This window comes from Oceanospirillum beijerinckii DSM 7166 (genome assembly GCF_000422425.1).
In the GTDB taxonomy this organism is placed as follows: domain Bacteria; phylum Pseudomonadota; class Gammaproteobacteria; order Pseudomonadales; family Halomonadaceae; genus Oceanospirillum; species Oceanospirillum beijerinckii.
Window position 1 is genome coordinate 40,539 of the sequence record NZ_AULT01000044.1, and the last position, 17,244, is coordinate 57,782.

15 protein-coding genes are annotated in these 17,244 nt (G+C 45.6%); 6 read left to right on the forward strand and 9 right to left on the reverse strand.

Annotated features, from left to right (window positions below; all coding sequences use genetic code 11):
- Positions 1 to 121: 121 nt before the first annotated feature.
- From H579_RS0113535 to H579_RS0113545, 3 genes are all read right to left on the reverse strand, one after another.
- Positions 122 to 1,033, reverse strand: coding sequence for an N-acyl amino acid synthase FeeM domain-containing protein (locus H579_RS0113535; RefSeq protein ID WP_028301132.1), 912 nt, complete (start codon positions 1,031 to 1,033; stop codon positions 122 to 124).
- Between the two features lie 14 nt (positions 1,034 to 1,047).
- On the reverse strand, positions 1,048 to 1,932 hold the full coding sequence (locus tag H579_RS0113540) for a class I SAM-dependent methyltransferase (RefSeq protein ID WP_028301133.1): 885 nt from the start codon (positions 1,930 to 1,932) through the stop codon (positions 1,048 to 1,050).
- 214 nt (positions 1,933 to 2,146) lie between these two features.
- On the reverse strand, positions 2,147 to 2,488 hold the full coding sequence (locus H579_RS0113545; RefSeq protein WP_028301134.1) for a carboxymuconolactone decarboxylase family protein: 342 nt from the start codon (positions 2,486 to 2,488) through the stop codon (positions 2,147 to 2,149).
- A 303-nt stretch (positions 2,489 to 2,791) separates the two neighbouring features.
- Between H579_RS0113545 and H579_RS0113550 the strand changes: the two genes are divergently transcribed.
- From H579_RS0113550 to H579_RS0113560, 3 genes are all read left to right on the forward strand, one after another.
- Entirely contained in the window at positions 2,792 to 3,061 is a 270-nt protein-coding gene (locus tag H579_RS0113550; protein WP_028301135.1) for a DUF3764 family protein, read from the forward strand.
- 239 nt (positions 3,062 to 3,300) lie between these two features.
- Positions 3,301 to 4,785, forward strand: a complete 1,485-nt coding sequence (locus H579_RS0113555) for a DUF4139 domain-containing protein (RefSeq protein ID WP_028301136.1) — start codon at positions 3,301 to 3,303, stop codon at positions 4,783 to 4,785.
- 345 nt (positions 4,786 to 5,130) lie between these two features.
- Positions 5,131 to 5,880, forward strand: a complete 750-nt coding sequence (locus H579_RS0113560; protein ID WP_028301137.1) for a DNA/RNA non-specific endonuclease — start codon at positions 5,131 to 5,133, stop codon at positions 5,878 to 5,880.
- A gap of 109 nt (positions 5,881 to 5,989) precedes the next feature.
- Here H579_RS0113560 and H579_RS0113565 read toward each other — a convergent pair whose 3' ends face one another.
- Positions 5,990 to 6,277: an antibiotic biosynthesis monooxygenase family protein gene (locus tag H579_RS0113565; protein WP_028301138.1), complete on the reverse strand. Its 288-nt coding sequence runs from the start codon at positions 6,275 to 6,277 to the stop codon at positions 5,990 to 5,992.
- A gap of 398 nt (positions 6,278 to 6,675) precedes the next feature.
- Entirely contained in the window at positions 6,676 to 8,346 is a 1,671-nt protein-coding gene (gene leuA / locus H579_RS0113570) for a 2-isopropylmalate synthase (RefSeq protein WP_028301139.1), read from the reverse strand.
- Between the two features lie 320 nt (positions 8,347 to 8,666).
- Here leuA and H579_RS0113575 point away from each other — a divergent pair, with 320 nt between their 5' ends.
- The gene (locus H579_RS0113575) at positions 8,667 to 9,140 is read left to right on the forward strand and encodes an Lrp/AsnC family transcriptional regulator (protein ID WP_028301140.1); all 474 of its coding nucleotides are present in this window, start codon (positions 8,667 to 8,669) and stop codon (positions 9,138 to 9,140) included.
- Between the two features lie 287 nt (positions 9,141 to 9,427).
- Entirely contained in the window at positions 9,428 to 9,844 is a 417-nt protein-coding gene (locus H579_RS0113580) for a CBS domain-containing protein (protein ID WP_028301141.1), read from the forward strand.
- A gap of 126 nt (positions 9,845 to 9,970) precedes the next feature.
- Here the strand turns inward: H579_RS0113580 and H579_RS0113585 are convergent, their stop codons facing one another.
- Complete coding sequence (locus H579_RS0113585; protein WP_245583274.1) at positions 9,971 to 10,663, reverse strand: AraC family transcriptional regulator; 693 nt, start codon at positions 10,661 to 10,663, stop codon at positions 9,971 to 9,973.
- Positions 10,664 to 10,896: 233 nt separating this feature from the next.
- Between H579_RS0113585 and H579_RS0113590 the strand changes: the two genes are divergently transcribed.
- A complete protein-coding gene (locus H579_RS0113590) occupies positions 10,897 to 12,339 on the forward strand; it encodes an SLC13 family permease (protein WP_245583275.1) in 1,443 nt (480 codons plus the stop codon).
- Positions 12,340 to 12,562: 223 nt separating this feature from the next.
- Here the strand turns inward: H579_RS0113590 and H579_RS0113595 are convergent, their stop codons facing one another.
- From H579_RS0113595 to H579_RS0113605, 3 genes are all read right to left on the reverse strand, one after another.
- Positions 12,563 to 13,519 carry a DMT family transporter gene (locus tag H579_RS0113595; RefSeq protein ID WP_028301144.1) on the reverse strand — a complete coding sequence of 319 codons (957 nt, stop codon included), beginning with the start codon at positions 13,517 to 13,519 and terminating at the stop codon, positions 12,563 to 12,565.
- Between the two features lie 174 nt (positions 13,520 to 13,693).
- Positions 13,694 to 15,196, reverse strand: coding sequence for a Na+/H+ antiporter NhaC family protein (locus tag H579_RS0113600; protein WP_028301145.1), 1,503 nt, complete (start codon positions 15,194 to 15,196; stop codon positions 13,694 to 13,696).
- 151 nt (positions 15,197 to 15,347) lie between these two features.
- Positions 15,348 to 16,631, reverse strand: coding sequence for an NAD(P)/FAD-dependent oxidoreductase (locus tag H579_RS0113605; RefSeq protein WP_028301146.1), 1,284 nt, complete (start codon positions 16,629 to 16,631; stop codon positions 15,348 to 15,350).
- Positions 16,632 to 17,244 lie beyond the last annotated feature (613 nt).

The following is a 17,244-nucleotide window of genomic DNA, read 5'->3' on the forward strand; positions in this document are numbered from 1 at the left end:
TAAGAAGCGAATGCAGCAAAGAGTTGCTTATATGCACTAATCCAGACTTTCTCTTTGCTGCTCACTCTTTTCTTACCCTCCACCGCCCTAGCAGCATACTCCCTTATATAAGAGCAAGGTATTAAACGGGGTGAACCAGCATATTCTTCATACGCTTGCCTATGCTTTTCAACATCCACATGGCGTGATCTGGATTCTTCATCAAATGATCCAGAAAAGCCTGTTTCGGCAGTGACATAATACGCAGATCAGAGCGAGCCACCACATCCGCGGTACGCACATCATCTGTCAGCAGAGCAAGCTCTCCGAAGACTTCGCCCTGCCCCATCGTTGCCAAAACAGTATCAGTACCAGCTTTACGCACCTCAATTTCGCCCTCGATGATCACGAAAGCAGAATCCCCTACCTCACCCGCCCGAACAACATACTCATCATTGTTGTAGAAAATACACTCATAGGACTCAATAAAGTTGTAGAGACGATTGTTTTCTGCAAAGGTGTAGAAGAAGTCATTAATATTCTTCATATCCAAAAGCACAGGGATAAACCTGAGCCCCATATGCGGATCAAGCTGTTCATCATCCAACACCTCAAAGCCTACACGGCTCAGCAATTTAGAGATAGCAGGATTAATTGGTGCGACCACATGAGTCACCTTATGGGTCACCGCATAATAAGTAGCCATAAGAATTAAACTCAAAGCTATACGTGCACCACGGAAGGGCTTGGTAACACAATACATGCCACAATTCATCGTAATGGCACCATCGGGCAAGAACCGACGAAAATCATAATATTCGTCTGCAGGAATACCTATTTCAGAGTCCAGTGTAATCCTTAAACTTCCGATCACCTCATTCTCGTTTAACGCCACCAGGTTGCGAGTTGTGGAATAGGCATCAAAACGATCCAGAATACGACCGTCCTCTACCGGGTCCATCACCCCTTCTTCTTCACAGAACACTTTATGGCGCAATGCCAAAACCGCATCCGTCTGAGCAGGATCTTTTGCTAAAGTAATTTTTACCGCCATTTCACCATTCCCACCTAGTCATTTGCACTGGAGAGCACCAGAAACTCTCCCTGGTGCAACACGCCGTGATTGATATCTTTCAGATAACGTTGCTTTAACTGCTCAGTTCCTGCCAAATCATGTAACTGATAACTCTGCTGCTGTAAAAATTGCGGTAACTCTTTCTGCTCAATCATCCAGTTTAGAGGCTCACCTTTGATCTTAAGATACAGTTTTAACAACCAACCACAGTTATTATCCGGGCTCGTCATTGGCACCACACAGGTAAAGACAAAACGCGTACCACTGCCTGTAAGCTGCTTTAAGCCAGAGAAAAGGCGCTCAACATCTGGCTGATCCAGGTACATCAAGACGCCTTCACAGATATAGAAGGTGCGACGCTCAGGATCAAAGCCTGAAAAACCCTCCAGCGCTCCTTTAGCATCTGTTTCACTAAAATCTACGGCTAAAAGATGAAGATTGTCAGGAGATAACTCAAACAGAGCCTTTGCTTTTTGCGCATTAGTGGCCGGATGATCGAGTTCGATAAAGTTGACCCCGGCATGTTGCTGATGAAGCTCCCATGCCAGCGTATCGAAGCCTGCACCAAGGTTGACAATCTGAGTGAACCCTTCCTCAATCGCAGCTTCTACCGCATCCCGAATATATCGTTTGCGTAGCACATAATGCAGAGTAATACCCGGCATCATGGCATTTTCCATCACGGGCGCAAAAGAGCGGTATAAGCGACTGTCCAACTGGCTTAATCTCTTTTTGCCCTCTGCAGAAGCTGACAATATTTTTCGACATGCCTGCTGCATTTCAGCAGGAATAAGCGGCTGATAATCAGGTTTGCTGGCACTAAATAAAATACCCTGCAAAACTGTATAAGCGGTGGAACTAGCCTGATCGTCCTTCATAAAACACCTGTAAAATTAGAGTGTTAACTCATTGAATTGTGCAGATTGCTAATCATATTAGCATCAAGATAGGATGAAAGAAGCCGTAAACACACGCTTTTTTCAAATAGCAGTTTAAGATAAAGCCCAATAAAAAGCCTCTGGAGATTATATCTACCAGAGGCCTGATCCCATTGCGATACTGACTGTGAGTTATACGCAGATAAACAGGTGATTACTGCGCCAACTCTTCAATAGCCTGCAGTGCCTGAGTACCATAAATCACTGAAGGGCCGCCACCCATCAATACCGCAACATCAATGGTTTCTACCAGCTCTTGTTTACTGGCACCAGCTTTCAAAGCTGCCTGAACATGGGCAGCAATACAACCATCACAACGAGCCGCAATGGCAATACCTGTCGCAATTAACTCTTTGTACTTGGTCGATACTGCACCCTCAGTAAACGCTGCCTTATGTAACTCAATAAAGGCATTCATTGTACCCGGACTTTGCTCACGATAAGCAGCACCAAATGTCCTCTGATCCTGATTAATCTGTTTGTAACTTTTGCTCATAATTCAACCTTAACACGATACTCAATAGTGTATAGGGGACTCCCCCGGAAAAACACGATACATTTTATATTGTTTATATTTAATATATAAGTCACATGTGAAAGTTCCAATATTTATGCAAAGCCTCAGTCATCCGAAGCCGCTAATAGGCTATCAACGAGCTGCCGAAGGGGAAATAAAGAATGCTTTTTGACCTATCCCTACGCTGGCACTAGACTCCAATTAACACCCCTGCTCTTATAATTATAAAATTTGTGCCAGCAGGTATTTCACAGAAACGCGGCCTGTTGTGAGGAGATACCAATGGCTATGTTTGTTGTAAATCATAAAGTGAATGACTTCTCGACCTGGAAACTGGTTTATGATGCCCACCAAGCTACCCGAAACAAATTTGGCATTCATGATCACTTTGTAATCCAATCAGAAAATGATCCTAACTACATAACGATTATTGGCGAGGGTACCGAACAACATCTAAGAGCTTTTCTTGCCTCGGACGAACTGTTAAATGCAATGCATTCGGCAGGTGTAATTGGTGAACCTAAAGTGATTGTGGGTGAAGACTGCCTGTAAGGAATCACTGCCAGCCAGTATTATTGACAATCCGCAGCCTTTTTTAGCTACATGTTTCAGGCTAATCAGGCTGTAACTCCCTCGTGCGTAAACTGTGGCAACCACACAGATAGTCTGAATTTTTTCTTTCATCTCAATCAATTACCTTTATATTAACTAAGCCAAACTTCCCTCTGCAATCATAAGCTGCTTATAATCAGTTCGGGATGCCTTTGAGAAAGCTAAGACAGGACTTCTCCATGCTTAAAAAAATGACCGCCCTGCTACTGGCTAGTAGCATGCCTGTAATCGCCCAGGATTCAACACCAGAGCAGAGAAATCAGCTTAATGTCACTCTGTATCAAAACGGTATGGCATTAATACAGGACAGCCGTACGATTAATCTGGAACAGGGCATCCAGAATATTCGCTTTCAAGGAGTAACCCCACAGATCATCGCTGATAGCGCCTTGCTCGCGGGCACAGATATCAACGTACTGGAACGCAATTACACCTACGACCTCATCTCATTAGAAGCCCTGCTAAAAGCCTCTATTGGTCAAAAGATTGGTTTACAACTTAATGGCCGGTTCTTCGGCAATATGGGCGGCCCTTTCTTTGTTAACGCGACTCTTATTGCCGTGCAGAATCAGCGTATGGTCATCAAAGCAGATGTTCCGGGGGAAACCAGTCAGAAGATCCTGGCATTACCTATTGATCAATACGGTGATCTGATCAGCTTTGATCAAGTCCCAGGCCACCTGAGCGAACCACCCACTCTTTCAATGCAGGTACAGGCTAATGCTGCGGGTGAAGCGCCTGTCACTCTAACCTATCTCAGTAATGGTTTTGATTGGCAGGCCAGCTATATTTCCGATATCACTTCAGAGACCAGTATCAATCTCGACGCCTGGGTTACACTGCAAAATCATACCGATGTTCCATTAAATGATGCACGTGTACAGCTACTTGCAGGTGAAGTAAATCGCGCTATGCCGGTGCATCAGCTGCGAAACAAGATGATGCAGGATGCCGAGATGGTAGCGATGGCTCCTCCAATCGAAGCTCAACTTGAAAATATTGGCGATTACAAACTGTTTACGCTACCCAGAAACATCAGCATGGCAGCAAAACAGAAAAAACAGGTTGCCCTGTTTAATGCCGAGCGTGTCCGGGTAGAAAAACACTACTCACTACCACTGGACCTGAGCCACAGCATTAAGCGAGTTAAAGCCCGTGTTAGCCTCAAACTCAGCAATACATCTGAGGCAGGACTGGGAACACCGATGCCAGCAGGCATTATGCGTTTTTATCAGCAGGACCACGCCGGTTTAAGACAGTTTGTCGGCGAAGTGCGTATCCCAGATCTGGATAAACATGAAACTTACTCTGCCAATATCGGCAAAGCATTTGGCATCACCGCTAACAATAGAAATCTGCGCTGGGATAGTGCGGGCTGGTTACAGGGTGAGCTGGAGCTCATCAACAGCCAGAAAAAATCTGTCGTCAGTGAACTGATTATACAACCGCTACACTATCAAGTAGATAAAGAGTACAAACGAATTTCGCTGTGCGAAGCACCCACGGACAAACAAGATGTCAAACTTAAGCTCAACTTCCGCCCTGTTACTGGCGGTCCTAAGTTGGTATCAGTGTCACAAGAGGACAACGGCGCTTGTCGTCTCTCCATCCAGTTAGCTCCCGATACCCGCAGCCTTTACCGCTATGAGTATCGCACTTCATAGACGTAAAGTAAGTTCTCACTACAGGAGCTACAGATTTGAATATCAGTAGTTCCTTCACCTCCACCTCATTGACCAAATCTGAATACCAAGACAGCAGAACCTACCAGACACAGGTATTAACATCGACAGGTATTAACATCGAAAAAGCTTTTTCAGGTGCTTAAATGCGTTATCTACTGACACATAAGCGATGACTGCCAGGGAAAGCTTTGCAATTTCGCTGATAAGTCAGCTTTAATCAACGAGCAAACCGATACAAAGACATATATTGTCATGCCATCATAAAAAACAGGTTGATTTCGTCGTATATTTGTTATGATGCCCGAAAGTCAAAGGGAGCAAATTATGCGACAACTTATTTTGTTTTTGAGTTTACTGATCAGCATACCCGCCTTAGCTGATAATAATTCAGATGATCAGATACTTAAGCTGGATTACACGGGTTTTACCATATGGTTGGATTGCGATGTGAAAGGTGCCGTTAGGTTTCGTTACAACGCTCAACGCGACACAGGTAATGCCAAACGGCACCACAAGTTTTATCTCGACAAGAACGTTCCCAAGCATTGCCAACAAAACACCACCAAATCATATAAAGGCCAACAAAAAACCGGTCGCTATGATCGTGGCCACCTGGTACCAGCCAACCATATGGATTCGGACCCTAAAGCGATTCATGATTCCAACTATATGACCAATATCATCCCGCAAGCGGCTAACGCTAACCGAGGCGCATGGCTCCAAACGGAAGAGATTATTGAATGCTACCGTGATATTGATGAACTACTTGTCATCGGTGGCGTAATCTGGGGAAATGACTCTTCAGATGATTACTTCTATCAAAGCCATGGTATCCGTACCCCGGATGCGATGTGGAAAGTCGTATTAAGAGGTGGCAAGGGTAATGAACGAGTAATCAGCTGGGTCGTGCCGAACACTCAAGATGCCAAGCGCAATGAACTAGACAAATACCTGGTATCAGTCAGTGAGATAGAGAAAATGACAGGCCAGAAGGTTGGTGAAGTACCGGATTACCTGAAAGACAACAAAGCCCGTAGCTCCTGGTTAGTCCCTAAAGGCTGTAACAAAGGATAAGAGGTTACTAACTGTACTATCCCTATGCTGCAGGAGATCAGCCAGCTAACTACCTAAGACAGGCTTAGCTGGCTGACATCAGAGCTAATACCCGGTGTCAGTATATTCACTAAAATCCGCACCCTCTCACCAACTCAGTGACTTCAATATTACAGCTTTTATACCAGCGTTTTCTGGCTCGTTCCTGAGCAGCTTGATGCTCTGGATGCTGCATCCAATCATCAAACGCTTGCTCTGTTTCCCAGTAGGAAACTGACAGTTCGGTATCCCCTTCACTACAAGTGATAAAACGCGTACAACCAAATTTTTCTGTAGCCAATTCTCTCATCCTGAAAGCAGTATTCTCGTATTCTGTATCAAAACGCTTAATTTCTGCTCTGAAAATCACAACATACATTGTTGTTGGTCCCTTAGCCTGATAAGGCCGCACATTTATTTAAAGGTGGGTTCCACCAATCCTGATTAGTATTTGTATAAAAAATAGCTAACAAACGATCAGAAGAGTCGCTTTGAACAACTATTGTTTAACAAAATGTAACACAGGGAAGCCATACAAAGAATGGGCTAATAGAACTAAAAAATAGTGTAAAAACGTTAACTACTTGGACAAGGCGATCAGTAAAGCACAAAAAAACCCGCAGCCTGCTCGTATTCAGGCAACGGGTTAACAAGTGGTTTTGGAGGCTCATCAGCTTGTGGCTGTTAATAGCCCTCTCAACCGGACCGCTATTTGATCACTTCCGGGTGATAGCGGTCTTATCAGATGGCAAGTCTGAATTTAATCTCTTTGGCTAATCAGGCTGCAGCGACTTCCTTTACAGCTAATACAGGACTGACAGCAGCCAGTACCGCATTCAGGTTAGCCGCTACGGTATCTTCACTCACGGCGACACCGTAAACGGTCTCTTCTCCGATCTTCACCTGAACATAGGTCACTGCTTTCGCATCGCTACCAGAAGACAGGGCATGTTCACTGTATTCTGTGACTTCAATGATCTCACCCAGCTCAACCTGCAGCGCCTGAGTTAAAGCATGAATGGCACCATTGCCTTCACCTTTCAGAGCACTTTCTTCACCGGATTGGCGCACAACCGCTTCCAGGTAGTCTTTATCGCTGCGCTCCAGTTTATAGCTGACCAGTTCTGCATTCACTGGGTTTTGCAGATATGCCTGATTAAACGTATCCCAGATCTCGGCTTGTTTAAGCTCGCGGGCTTCGGCTTCTGTTCTGGCCTGTACCTTCCTGGCGAACTCAACTTGCATCCAACGCGGAAGCTGTAAGCCGTACTCACTTTCCAGAATATAAGCCACACCACCTTTACCGGACTGGCTGTTAATACGGATCACCGCTTCATAGCTACGCCCCAGATCACGGGGATCAATCGGCAGATAAGCGATATTCCAGGCCGAGCCTTCATCGTAAGTACTCAGGCATTTCTTAATCGCATCCTGATGACTGCCAGAGAATGCGGTATAAACCAATTCACCGATATAAGGGTGGCGTGGATTAACAGGGATATTGGTACAGGCTTCAACCACCTCAACAATCTCTTCCGCTCCGGACAGGTCCAGTTCAGGATCAACACCCTGGCTATAAAGGTTCATCGCCATGGTGATGATATCCATATTACCGGTACGCTCACCGTTCCCCATCAGGGTGCCTTCAACACGATCAGCACCAGCCATCACGCCCAGTTCAGCAGCGGCTACGGCACAACCTCGGTCGTTGTGGGTATGCAGGCTGATCTCAACACAGTCACGGTGTTTAATATTACGGCAGAACCACTCGATTTGGTCTGCAAATACATTAGGTGTCGACATTTCGACGGTTGCCGGCAGGTTCAGAATAATCTTGTTGTCCTGACTTGGTCCCCATTCGGCTACTACGGCATCACAGATCTCTACTGCGAAGTCCAGTTCTGTACCGGTAAAACTCTCTGGAGAGTACTCCAGACGCCACTCGGTATCGGTGTGATGACAAACGCGCTCTTTCACCATGCGCACACCGGAAACCGCGATATCAACAATCTGGCTGCGCTCCATACGGAACACCTGCTCACGTTGAACGGTTGAGGTTGAGTTATATACGTGCACAATGGCTTTCTTCACACCTTTTAACGCTTCGATAGTTCTGTCGATCAGGTGCTCACGGGCCTGGGTTAATACCTGAACAGTGACATCGTCAGGGATCATATTTTCATCAATCAGGGCACGTACAAAATCAAAATCCGGTTGAGATGCTGCAGGGAAACCCACTTCAATCTCTTTAAAACCCAGTTTAACCAGCAAAGAGAATAGTCGCTTCTTCTGCTCAACGGTCATTGGATCGATTAGCGCCTGGTTACCGTCACGCAGGTCAACGCTACACCAGGTCGGTGCCTTGTCGATAACCTGGTCAGGCCATTGGCGATTTTCAATCTGCACAGCAGGGAAAGGGACATATTTCTTATGGTCAAAACGGTTCACGGTGAAATCCTTATTTATCATCACAGCAAAATTAAATATGTTGGCAGGTGCAATACGCTGCCCTTATCAGCAGGCTCTTGTGGAGCGCTATACCACACAAAAAACGCGTCCTTGTGGGACACATTGGCTAATTTCTGCCAACGAAAACAAGTATATAGCAATGTCTGCGCATAAAGATTGCGAATATTAGAGAAAAAATGGATTTTTGGACAATTTTTATTCACCATTAAAAATAAATACGCAATATTATTGCAAGCTCCAAAAATAGCACGCTATATTAACCGTATATTTCGTAGTTTTAAGCAAATCAGGGCTAATTTATGAAGCTGGATCGCACCGATAGAAGAATTTTGGATGAACTGCAAAAAGACAGCAGTATCAGTAATCAGGATCTGGCAGAGAAAGTAGGCCTGTCCCCCTCCCCCTGCTCACGCCGGGTCAAACAGTTGGAAGAAGACGGCTATATTGATCGCTATGTTGCACGATTAAACCAATCACAGCTGGATTTGAAGCTCACCGCTTATATCCAGATCGCACTGGATCGCCATACACCGGATCGTTTTGAAGAGTTTGATAAAACCGTGCGTAACTGCCCGGAAGTGGTGGAATGTTATCTGGTCACCGGTCAATCCGCCGATTACACCGTCAAAGTCATCGTACCGGATATGGAGTACTACCAAAAGTTCCTGCTTGATACTATCACTCAAATTCCAGGGGTTACCGGTGTTCATTCCAGTTTTGTGATGAGAAAAATAGTGGATAATACTGAGGTGTCACTACAGCATCTTAGCTGATATATCCAGCCAGTACTTTTCACTCAACCTGGAAACGCTTCCTGATCCATTCCAGACTTTTAAAAGCGCACCTAAGGCGTGCGTTTTTTTAAAATCCAAACCGACACTGCATCATTTATATACGTGATTTAACCGTGCTGTATTAACTTCATCCCTCTGTAAACGACCCAACCAACTGAAATTAAACAACAAAATAAAAACCTAAACTTTTGGCCTATTCTTTGCGATAGCACAGGTACAGCACGAAGAATTTTCTTGCTCACTTTATGCCCAATTAGGAGCTTGTTATGCAAAACATTAAAGCCAAGGATTTTATGGATCCAGCCCCACTTGCTATTGAGCCTGATACCGGTGTGATTCGAGCACTGCGCAAACTATTATCAGCGAAAGTATCCGGTGCTCCTGTAGTCGACCAGGAACAGCATCTGGTGGGCTTTATCTCAGAAGCGGATTGTATGCGCGGCACCCTAATGGGGAGTTATTACACCAGTGTCGGCGAACTGGTTAGAGATCGCATGACTACAGAAGTTGAGAGTATTGGCCCGGAAGCTAATATCGTGGATATTGCTGAAACTTTTCTAAAAAATCACCGCAGTATTTTACCCGTGGTAAAGGAGGGTAAAGTGATCGGTCTGATTGAACGCCATGCCCTTTTAGAACAACTGATGGAACATATCGATCACAATGAAAACCTGGTCGCCTAAGCCTGTCTCAGGTTATCACCGACATGTATAGCAAAGATAAAGATGAGTGTTTGATATGACTCCCTCATCAAACACTTCATTATCAAGCCTGGGTGATATATGAGAGAATATTGTTAAAACCTACTGTTAAAGAACCATTTTTTTGAAATAACGACCAGGCGTTTTACCAAGAGCCTGACGAAACATGGCCACAAAAGCACTATTGCTCTTATAACCCAGTTCAATGGAAACCTCTGTCACACTAGTGCCTTGCTCCAAACGATGAACTGCAACCTGAAGTAATAATTGCTTACGCCATTGCTGAAAACTCATCCCTGTTTCTTTAATAAATAATCGACTCAGAGTGCGTATACTGGCTCCGGCATAGTCCGCCCAATGGTTCAATCCAAGCTCAGCTTGTGGCTTTTGAATCATCGCCTGCATCACTTTCTGCAAACGACGATCTTCTGCACCAGGCAGATACAACAAAGAGGGTTTCAAACCTTCAAGCTCATCAAGAATAACAGCACAAATTCTTGCTGCAGGACTATCTGTTTCATAGTCCGCACCAAAGTCAGCTACCCGCATAATAAGTTCCCTGAGTAAAGGCGTCATATCTAACACGCTGCACTGATTGGGGAATCGGCCTAAACAAGCCGGATCAACAAACAGGTGCCGGATTTCTGCATCGACCTCAGCGGTGACCGAGTGACTCATATTACCTGGAATCCATACGGCCTGAGAGGATGGAATCACCCAACAACCGTCCTCAGTATAAACTTTGATGATTCCGGCTGTGGCATAAGCCAGTTGCCCACGAATATGACGATGAGAGTCCAACTCATTGCTAGATAAGATAGTGTCTTTAATGCCTAAAATTGGACATTTGGGGTTATCTAACCCTCCAATGTTGGATCTGTTCCTAGGAGCACACGGTGACCTAACCACCTGATTATTTGTCCTATATTCGATATTATTTGGCATTTTATCGCCTTCGTCACTTCTTAATTAGCGGCATAATGGGTTCAGCGGACTCTGACGAGTCATTATACTAATTCCCACAGGAGGTGATTATGTTGAGCGAAAACAATATGAATCAACCCAAACTGAGTTTATTAGCCCGGTTAACCAAGCTTCAGCCATCAAGCATCAAGCCGGTACTGGCACTCAGCTTGATTACAGTCATATGTGCAACCTTTTTCATAAGTCCAGTAGCAAGCTATCTGGACTTTAACCAATCTACATCAGCCACACTGGTTGCAAGCATTATAGTTCTGTTTGCCACCAGTGTGATTCCTGAACCTATTACAGCATTATTACTCATGGTGTTGGCCATGCTGCTATCCATTGCACCAGCTGATGTTGTTTTTTCCGGTTTTGCTTCTACTGCCTGCTGGCTAATTTTCTCAGGTTTAGTGATCGGCATCGCAATTACAGAAACAGGACTGGCTGCACGCATGGCCAGTGTATTTTCCCATAAGTTAGACTCAGGTTATCTGCAGCTTGTCACCGGCATCGTGGTCATTGGTATTCTATTGGGTTTTGTCATGCCCTCTTCCGTAGGCCGTGTGGTAGTCCTGATGCCAATTGTAGTAGCCATTGCCTGCAACTGCGGTTTTGATGACAACAGCAATGGCCGTATAGGACTGGTGTTAGCTGCTGCCTTTGGCTGCCATATCCCAACCTTTGCCATATTACCAGCCAATATCCCTAATATGGTCATGATAGGCACAGCAGAAACTATCCATCAATGGACACCTAAATATGCGGAATACCTTCTTCTGCATTTTCCTGTCCTGGGGGCCTTGAAATCAGTTCTGTTGATAGCGCTGATTCTATGGCTTTATCCTGATCAGCCTAAAGCCAGTAATCAGCAAAAAAGCTCCGAAAGAGTCAGTCGAAATGAATATATGCTGATAGCCGTTATGTCAGTAACCCTGCTGATGTGGGTAACGGATTCTATTCACCATATCTCATCCGCTTGGGTAGGCTTAGCAGCAGCGACTTTACTGCTAATGCCTAAAATTGGCTTAGTTAGTCAGGATAGTTTTAGTAGAAAGGTGAATGTAAACTCATTACTGGTGGTTTCGGGCTTATTGGCTCTTGGAGCTATCATTAACCATACGGGACTGGGGGCACTGCTGGCTGATCAGTTAGTCGATAAACTGCCCTTACAACAAGGTGATGATCTACAGAACTTTATCGCTTTATCCATGACTGCACTTTTTGTCGGAATTAGCGGAACCCTGGCATCGGTTCCTGCTTTACTTACACCGATGGCAGAACAACTGAGCGCTAATACCGGTTTTAGTTTGGAAGCCGTTTTGATGACACAAGTTTTTGGTTTCTCAACAGTGGTACTCCCCTACCAGTCAGTCCCCTTACTGATGGCTCTACCTCTAGGTGGAGTAGCTATTGGTCATGCGGCTAAACTGTGTCTCTATTTAGCCGCCGCTACAATTCTGTTGTTGTTACCTCTTAACTATCTATGGTGGCAACTGCTTGGTTGGATCTGAGGAGAGTAAGATAAAAGCATAAAATAATTAAAGGCCTCGCAGTTTTCCATAAGAAACTACGAGGCCCAGTCAATAAACTAAAAACGAATACTCATTCCTCTATTATCTGCATTAGTGAAGCCAAGCATTAATGGCTATGCACCCAATATAAATATTTCTATTCTCTCCAGGCGGTGGCCTGAGAGAATAACAGCATAAATGTCAAAGACTCTTGTACCAGTGCTTACTTAGGCGCTACAGTTTGATCAAGTACCTGGACTTCTAGAGGATGCCTTCTATCCCCCAGCTCTGCCACTAACATACCCGCAATAATGCCTATTGCACCAAGAATACCGATAAAACCTAAAGTCTCACTTAACACCAGCCAGGCAGTGATATATGCAAAGACGGGTTCTGTAGCAAAGACCAAAGCAACTTTATAATCCGGTAAAATTTTCTGACAGGCTGACTGGCCCCAATAGGCAAAAGCAGTACCCAATAAACCGGCTACCAGAATTGCCGCAATAATCAAAGGATCGATCAGTTGATCGACCCAGGTCATCGGCTGGGCTTCCAGATAATAAAAAGCCGGTTCTGACGACAAAACCGCTCCGGCTATACTGTAAAAGCCTACCGCCAGCAGCTGTACGACACTGAGCGCTACTACCGGTAAATGATCCACATAACGTCCGGTCATCACAATATGAATGGCAAAAGCAAAGGCACAGACCAAGACCATCAAGTCACCTTTGTTAAACTCTAACTTGTCGCCCATAGTCAGCATATATAGACCCACGGTGGCTAAAAGTACACTTAACCAAACTGTTCTGGCGACCTTTGTTCTAAAGATCAGGAAACCCAGTACAGGCACTAAAGGCACGTTTAGGCCTGTGATAAAACCGGCATTAGACACGCTGGTATGGCGCAAACCCTCTGTTTGCGCGTAAAAGCCTACAAACAGCATAAACCCCAGAATGGCGCCTTTTTGCAGCAAAGGCCAAAACTGATCGGGCCGGATCAACTCTTTGGAAAGGATTAGCAAGGGAATCAGTGATAACCCGGCCAGAGTAAAACGAAAAGCGTTAAAAGTGTGTACAGGCATCTGTTCTACTGCCATATCAATTAGTACAAACTCCGCGCCCCAGACAAAACTAACGGCAGACAATATCAGTAAAGCCGCCCGATGAGATCGGATAACCATAAAAACTCCATGTTTTATATTTATTTAGTTGCAGTAAAAGGAGACTCCGACAAGGCTTTTGATCTACAGATCAAAAGCCTTGTCGGAAACAACTATTTTTTATCAGCATAAACACGAAGTACCCCCACTTCAGTAAGAAGCAGAGGCACCAGTGAAGCGTTCAGTTAAAGAGGATTAGGCCAAGGCAAAGCCCAGAGCTACGAATACGAAGAAGGTCATTAGTGCACCCAAAGCCACGTAAGGAATTTGAGTCACTGCGTGCTGCATTGGGGTACAACCGGAGCCCTGTGCCGATAGTACAGTGGAGTCACTAAAGAAACAGGCGTGACTGCCAAAAGCAGAAGATGATAGCAGCGCACCGACAACCAACGGCATATTGATATCCAGAGTCATCGCCATAGGCACTACGATTGGCAGTGTGATGATATAGACCCCCCAGCTTGAACCGGTGGCGAATACAACCGCTGCCATGGTGGCAAAGATCAGCGCGGGCATCATCTCTTTAGACAAGAAAGGGGCCAACGTATCGATGATATAAGGGGTCATGCCCAGTTGGTCATTGACCTCTTTCAGCATAAAGCCCGCACATACAGTTGCAATTGGGTGCAGCATCACACGGAAGCCGTCAATCATAGACTCAACCAGTTGTGTGAAGCTCAGCAGATTCTGCCAGAAGTACAGCACGATGGTAAAAGTAGATGCAACCAGTGCGCCCAGCAGCAGATCAATTTCGTAGTAAACGCTGGCTGCAACCAGTACAGCCATAGGTGCCAGAAAGTTAAATAGGCCAACAACAGGCTTTACTGCTTTTGTATGGGAGGTATCGAAGCCGTCTTGCTTAATACCATCAGGAATAGGTTGACCAGCTTGAGCACGCTTCTCCGCATCCTTCATTGCCCCTAGGTCTCCTAACAAACCAGAAGCCACTAGAAATACGACCAATAATGCGATCCAGCCATAGGCCATAAAGGGAATAGCCTGCATGTACAAAGACATACCGGCTCCCTCGGCGGCAGCACCATTCTCTTCCAGCAGAGCAGCGAAATACACTGCCCAGGTAGAGATAGGCACCAGAATACAGACAGGGGCAGCAGTAGAGTCCACAAGAAAAGCCAGCTTCTCGCGAGAGATCTTATAGCGGTCAGTCAAGCTCTTCATTGATGAAGACACCGCCAGAGAGTTCAGGTAATCATCGATGAAAACCAGCATTCCAAGAACAACTGTAGTCACCATGGTACTACGCTTGCTTTTAACACGACTGGCCAGCATATCACCAAAGCTCAGAACCGCACCACCACGCTCCAGAATATTGATCAGACCGCCCATCATGCCACACACCAGCACGATCCAGGCAATGGTTTCATCCATTACCACATTCATGGAGACATCACCCAGACTGGTAAAGATATTGACGGGATCCAACAACAACAGACCTGCGATAATACCCGCAAAAAGTGCTTCAAGCGCCTTTCGGCTGATAGCTGCAACGATCAGAATAAAACTGACAGGAAGGATGCTGTGAAAGCCGAAGGACTCGCCTTCAACATGAAGTGTCGAGAGATAGGCAAAGCCCGCAAAGATTAAACCGTAGAAAACCAACCAAGTAGTTGGCGAGCTTTTCACCCCCATACCGGAGTTTTCCCGATCCATTATTGGATGAACTATTTCACTACTCATAACAGAACCTTAGTTATACTTTTTATCGATTTTTCAAAACTTTTTATCATTATTAGGTGCAGCCATAGGGGTATATGCCGCACCTTCATTCGAGCTAAGCTTCAGAGAGAAGATGCTCATCACTGGGAACAGGGTCGAATTATAGTGTTTATTAGATACCCAGTTTGTCGCGCAGGTTGTAATAAGCTGCACCGATGGCGGTATAAGGCACGCGGAAGGCACGGCCACCTGGGAATGGGTACTGCGGCAGGCTGGCAAACACATCGTAACGCTCTGCCTGCCCCTGGATCGCGTCAGATAGCACACGACCTGCCAAGTGTGAGCTGGTGACACCATGACCACTGTAACCTTGTGCATAGTAGATATTGGTGCCAATACGGCCAAACTGTGGCAGGCGCATCAGAGTCAACAGGAAGTTGCCGGTCCAGGCGTAATCAATACGGGTGTTTTTTAGCTGAGGAAAAGTTTTCAGCATCTTAGGCACGATCAGAGACTCGATCTTGCTTGGCTCACGGGCACCGTACGTTACACCACCACCGTAGATCAGACGACCATCGCCAGACAGGCGGAAGTAGTCCAACAGATAGTTACAATCTTCAACGCAGTTATCCTGTGGCAATAACTCTTTCTGTTGCTGCTCGCTTAGAGGTTCAGTAGTGATCACCTGAGTACCACAGGGCATCGCTTTCTGTTCCAGCTTAGGAATCAGGCCATTTAGATAAGCGTTACCCGCTACAACAACATAGTCTGCCGTGACACAACCACGGGCAGAGTGAATTTTGGCTTTAGCACCTTCCTCTACCCGGGTTACAGGAGAGGCCTCATAAATCACCCCTCCCAGAGATTCAAAAGCTGCAGCCTCACCCAGTACAAGATTCAGTGGATGAAAGTGACCACCGGACTTATCCAGCAGTCCACCACTATAACGATCAGTGCCGACATACTGCTGAATACTCGACTCAGTCAGCATCTCTAGCTCAGTGTGCCCATGGGATTCCCACAGGGCTTTTTTCCCTTCAAGCTCTTTCAGCTGCTTGCTATTACAGGCTGCAAAGATACCGCCATCTTTCAGGTCACATTGAATGTTGTAATCTTTCACCAAGCGGCGAATAATCTTGCCACCTTCAAAGGCCATCGCCCCCATCTCATCGCCGGTCTGTTTGCCATAGTGTTTAGTGATAAAGTCCATATCACGGCTGTAGCTGTGTACGATCTGACCGCCATTGCGGCCAGAAGCACCAAAACCGATGCGACTTGCTTCAACTACAACAACTTTAAAGCCACTTTCCGCCAGATGAATGGCCGTTGATAGACCCGTAAAACCGGCACCTATGACACATACGTCAGCGGTTACTTCTCCGGTCAGCTCAGGTCGGATGTTTTTATCATTCGCCGATGCAGCGTAATAAGAACTGGTATGCGAAGGTGCAGTCATAATAAACCTCAGTATCACTAATAATTCTTCGAGCCTGCGGGCAGGCTTGTTGTGATATCGTTGCCAATTCATCAAAATAATGTCGATTCTCGGCTTTTTCGATGGTTAATAAGATACGACTGATCTGTATATTGGATATATACCACCCAGGGGATATTTTTAGATCGATAGGTGAGTAATAACTATCAAGGCAACAGTAAATACAGCTGCGTAAATAAACTGGTATCGACGCCTCTCTTTGCTCACCTTGTGCAAGCCTCACTCAGGATCAGGGGGTTCCTGCAAGCTACTTTGTGATTTTGTTTTTCTTACAGACTTTTCTTCCACCCACACGAAAAAAACCTGACCATTGCTGATCAGGGTTTGCTGTCTTTTCTAAAAAGACTAAATAGGCGCTTGACGATACCCTACTCTCACATGGGGAGACCCCACACTACCATCGGCGCTGAGCCGTTTCACTTCTGTGCGCTGCGGCGATAGATAGCAGATGGAATCAGGGGGGGCCTGCAAGCTACTTTGTTGTTTTGCTTTTCTTACAGACTTTTCTTTCGCCCACACGAAAAAACCCCGATCATTTCTGATCGGGGTTTGCTGTCTTTTCTAAAAAGACTAA